The organism is Microbacterium sp. CPCC 204701, assembly GCF_004010105.1.
In the GTDB taxonomy this organism is placed as follows: Bacteria; Actinomycetota; Actinomycetes; order Actinomycetales; family Microbacteriaceae; genus Microbacterium.
This window is the reverse complement of record NZ_RRYE01000359.1, coordinates 1-2,947: the sequence shown is the minus strand read 5'-3', so window position 1 is coordinate 2,947 and position 2,947 is coordinate 1. Positions and strand designations below refer to the sequence as shown.

5 protein-coding genes are annotated in these 2,947 nt (G+C 72.1%); 2 read left to right on the top strand and 3 right to left on the bottom strand.

The window, feature by feature from the left end; all coding sequences use genetic code 11:
• Together EIO58_RS15340 and EIO58_RS15335 are read left to right on the top strand one after the other, a co-directional pair.
• The coding region (locus tag EIO58_RS15340) for an FAD-binding oxidoreductase (RefSeq protein ID WP_274543220.1) at positions 1–537 on the top strand (537 nt) is incomplete at its 5' end.
• Complete coding sequence (locus EIO58_RS15335) at positions 459–950, top strand: NUDIX hydrolase (protein ID WP_342447984.1); 492 nt, start codon at positions 459–461, stop codon at positions 948–950. The genes EIO58_RS15340 and EIO58_RS15335, both read left to right, overlap by 79 nt.
• Before the next feature lie 26 nt (positions 951–976).
• On the opposite strand, the gene EIO58_RS15330 is transcribed toward EIO58_RS15335, so the two are convergent.
• The 3 genes from EIO58_RS15330 to EIO58_RS15320 form a co-directional block, all read right to left on the bottom strand.
• Positions 977–1,687 (bottom strand): hypothetical protein, encoded by a 711-nt coding sequence (locus EIO58_RS15330; protein ID WP_127820240.1) that lies wholly within the window; start codon positions 1,685–1,687, stop codon positions 977–979.
• A gap of 16 nt (positions 1,688–1,703) precedes the next feature.
• On the bottom strand, positions 1,704–2,483 hold the full coding sequence (locus tag EIO58_RS15325) for a glucosamine-6-phosphate deaminase (RefSeq protein WP_127820239.1): 780 nt from the start codon (positions 2,481–2,483) through the stop codon (positions 1,704–1,706).
• Between the two features lie 44 nt (positions 2,484–2,527).
• On the bottom strand, positions 2,528–2,947 hold a 420-nt coding region (locus tag EIO58_RS15320; protein WP_127820238.1), incomplete at its 5' end, for an ROK family protein.

Below are 2,947 nucleotides of genomic sequence, written 5' to 3'. Positions count from 1 at the left end.
CCGGCAGCGGCGGCCGAGGCGGACGCGATCGCCGCCGTGCTGCGTGCCGCCGGCGGCACCGTCACGGTGTCGCGCGACCGCGAGGAGGGCGAGCGCCTGCTGGCGATCCGGCGCTCGATGCACCCGGCGATGGAGTCCCTCGGCACGACGCTGATCGAGGACGTCTCGGTGCCGCGCAGCGCGCTGCCGGCCATGTTCGACGAGATCGCACGTATCGAGCGGGACCACGGCATCGTGATCCCCACCGTCGCCCACGCCGGCGACGGCAACCTGCACCCGAACTTCATCTTCCACGCCGAGCCCGACGAGTTCGGCGTGGTCGAAGCCCCGGACCACATCTGGGCCGCGGCCGACGATCTGTTCCACGCGGCGCTGCGCCTGGGCGGCACCCTCACCGGCGAGCACGGCATCGGCGTGCTCAAGCGCCGCTGGCTCGTCGACGAGCTGGGCGAGCACCAGTGGGAGCTGCAGCGTCAGATCACGCGCGTGTTCGACCCCCAGGGCATCCTCAACCCCGGCAAGGTGTACGCCCGATAAGCGAGGTCGGCGCGCGCGAGGTGCGCGCGAGCGCGGCCGTCGTCGTCGATCGTTTCAGGCGAGCGCTCGTGGTGCGCAAGCACGACGCCGACGTGTTCCAGCAGCCGGGCGGCAAGCCCGATCACGGCGAGACGCCGCTCGACGCGGTCGTGCGCGAGGTCGCCGAAGAGACCGGGATCCTCGCCGACCCCGCCGACTTCGAACCGCTCGGACGCTTCACGGATGCCGCTGCCAACGAGCCCGGCCACACCGTGGTCGCGGACGCCTACCTGCTGCGCGCCGTACTGGATGCGGCATCCGTCGTCGCGGCGGCCGAGATCGCCAAGTTCCGGTGGATCGCGCAGACCGACGTGGCCGCCACTCCCCTCGCGCCCCTCAGCCGCAACCACCTCATCCGCTTCGCCTGGCGCTGATCCGCGGCTGCGCGCCGCGTCGCTGATCAGGCGGTCGGCGGGAAGATCTGGACCGGGTCGCCGGGCTGCGCCTGCTCCCGGGGAGCGAAGACGATGCTGAGGATGCCGAGGACCAGGAGGCCGAGCGTTCCGAGCAGCGCCGCGCCCTGGAACAGCCCCACCATGCCGGGCTGAAGGAGGGCATTCGGGATGCCGACGGCGACGACCTGCAGGGCGATCTGGGCGCCGGCCGACACCGCGAGCACGATGAGCGGCACCCAGCGCAGTCGGTGCGGCACCGCACCGGCGCGCCCGATCACGACCGCCGCGACTGCGAGGGCCGCCAGCTGCACCACAGCCAGCGTGTGCGTCATCATGATCCCCGCCGTCGGATCGGAGGGGTCGAACGGGACGAGGATCAACACGAGCATCGACACGATGGGGTGGACGGCGGCGATCACGAGAGCCGTGACCCCGAGCGGACGCCGCGCGACGACGCTGCCGGAGCGGCGGATGCCGAAGGCGAGGACGAGCAGGGCGCCCGCCCACACGGCCGCGAGCACGAGGTCGCCGCCGGGAAGCGGCATCGGCATGTCGTTGAACGTGAGGATCGCGGCGGAGTGCGCGACCAGCAGCGATCCGCCGATGATCCACGCCAGCCGTGCGTCACGGGCGGCACCGGCCGAGACCGGACCCACGCGCCCGGAGACTCCGGGCGACGCGCCAGCGGTGTCTGGAGGGGGCGTGGGGACCGTCATGGCGTCAGCCTATGCCTCAGATGCCCTGCCAGTCGGGCTTGTTGTCGTACGCGTAGCGGTAGTAGTCGGCACGGGTCAGCTGCGACGCGGCCGCCTCGTCGACGACCACCGTGGCGCGCGCGTGGAGCTGGATCGCCGAGCCCGGGAGCGACGCGGAAAGCGGTCCCTCGACCGCGCCGGCGACCGCGGCGGCCTTGCCCTCGCCGAACGCGAGGAGCACGAGGTGACGGGCCCGCAGGATCGTGCCGAGACCCTGGGTGATGCAGTGCATCGGCACGTCGTCGATCGAGTCGAAGAAGCGCGCGTTGTCGCGGCGGGTCTGCTCGGTGAGGGTCTTGACCCGCGTCTGCGACGCGAACGACGAGCCGGGCTCGTTGAAGCCGATGTGGCCGTCGGTGCCGATGCCCAGGATCTGCAGATCGATGCCGCCGGCGTCGAGGATCGCCGCCTCGTACTCCTCGCCGTGGTACTCGATGCCCAGGGCCGACCCGTCCGGGGTGCGGATGAGCGCCGGATCCAGTCCCAGCGGCTCCACCACCTCGCGCGTGATGACCGAGCGGTAGCTCTCGGGGTGCGCCGGATCGATGCCGACGTATTCGTCGAGCGCGAACCCGCGCACACGCGACACGTCGACGCCCTCGAGCCGCGGACGCAGCGCCTCGTACACCGGCAGCGGCGTCGATCCGGTCGCGAGGCCCAGGACCGTCTCGGGGTTCTCGCGGATGAGCGTCGCGATGTGGTCGGCGACGAGGGCGCCGGCCGCCTCCTTGTCGCGGACGATGACGATCTCAGCCATGGGACTTCTCATCGCCATGGGACTTCTCATCGCCATGGGACTTCTCATCCATGAATCAGGGCCTCCTCGGTGTCGTGCCTCGCATCGCCCGCGGCGCCGACGAGGGCGGCGCCGAGGGCTGCCGCCGGCGAACCCGGCGGGAGCAGTTCGACCCGCTCGCGCAAGCGCAGCGAGCGCATGAACGGGGATGCCTCGGCACTGGCCGTCAGCTCAGCCGCGACATCCGTCATCAGCCGATCGCCCAGAGCCGTCACGCCCCCTCCGAGCACCACGATATCGACGTCGGCGGTCAGCACCAGCACCCGGATCGCGGCGGCCACGCCGCGAGCGAGGCCCGCCCGCAGCTGCATCGCCGAAGGCTCGCCCGCATCGGCGGCGTCGAACACGTCGCGCACCGGCAGGGCGCTGCGACGAGCCCAGTGCTCGGCGATCGCGCCGCCCCCGGCGAACGCCTCGATGCAGCC

Excerpts from the sequence above, each read along its gene's own strand:
- EIO58_RS15330 (WP_127820240.1), bottom strand. The coding sequence starts at position 1,687 with ATGACGGTCCCCACGCCCCCTCCAGACACCGCTGGCGCGTCGCCCGGA.
- EIO58_RS15325 (WP_127820239.1), bottom strand. The coding sequence starts at position 2,483 with ATGGCTGAGATCGTCATCGTCCGCGACAAGGAGGCGGCCGGCGCCCTC.